1 protein-coding gene is annotated in these 968 nt (G+C 47.3%); it reads left to right on the plus strand.

The annotated features are described in order from the left end of the window. Positions 1-15 precede the first annotated feature (15 nt). The coding region (locus LQV63_RS31215; RefSeq protein WP_233699652.1) for an RNA-guided endonuclease InsQ/TnpB family protein at positions 16-968 on the plus strand (953 nt) is incomplete at its 3' end.

The following is a 968-nucleotide window of genomic DNA, read 5'->3' on the forward strand; positions in this document are numbered from 1 at the left end:
CGTGATCCCGCCATTATGAAAGAGATGGGAAATGAATATATCCATACGGTCAATCACTTAACCGAACAAGCAGAAGCATCGGGCGCATTTCCAAAGGTGACATCCAAGGATGTCGAGGCCAATCTTCCTTCCGCAGTAAGGAACCAAGCCATTAGAGATGCGCGAAGCATCCATAACAAGACGAAAAAGCAAGGGAAACGCCCGATTCTAAAGCGTAGAGCCTACTACGTGAACAATCAAAACTATTCGTTTGGCGACAGTAACGTTTCATTTCCTGTCATGATGAACGGAAAGGTACAGCGGCTCACGGTTTCTGTTCGCATAACCGAACGGGAGCAACGTCTCCTATTCAGCAATAAACTCGGGCTATTGCGAGTCGTCGAAAAGTCAGGTAAGTGGTACGTGCACATAGCTGTTGAAATACCAACAGAACCACTAACGAGCGGCGCAACGATGGGGATTGACTTGGGATTAAAAGTCCCCGCCGTCGTTGTCACCTCAACAGGTAAAACTCAGTTTGTCGGCAACGGCAGGCAGAACAGGTACATGCGCCGCAAGTTTCAAGCGCGCCGAAGAAAGATGGGTAAGCTCAAAAAGCTGTCGGCGATTCGCAAGCAACAGAACAAGGAACATCGCTACATGAAAGATCAAAACCACAAGATCAGCCGGAAGATCGTGAACATGGCGATAGAAGAACAAGTATCGGTCATCAAGATCGAGAAACTAACGAATATTCGCCAAACGACAAGAACAAGTCGTAAAAACGCTAAAAATCTGCATAACTGGTCGTTCTATCAACTGCAAATGTTTATTGCGTATAAAGCGGCATTGGCGGGAATCAAAGTCCTCGAAGTGAATCCTGCGTACACTTCGCAAACATGCCCGGCGTGTAGTAAACGCAATAAAGCCGATGACCGAACGTATCAGTGTTTATGCGGGTTTCACACGCATCGCGACAGAGTTGGTGC

Origin of the sequence: Paenibacillus profundus, assembly GCF_021369635.1 — a bacterium.
GTDB lineage: Bacteria > Bacillota > Bacilli > Paenibacillales > Paenibacillaceae > Paenibacillus_B > Paenibacillus_B profundus.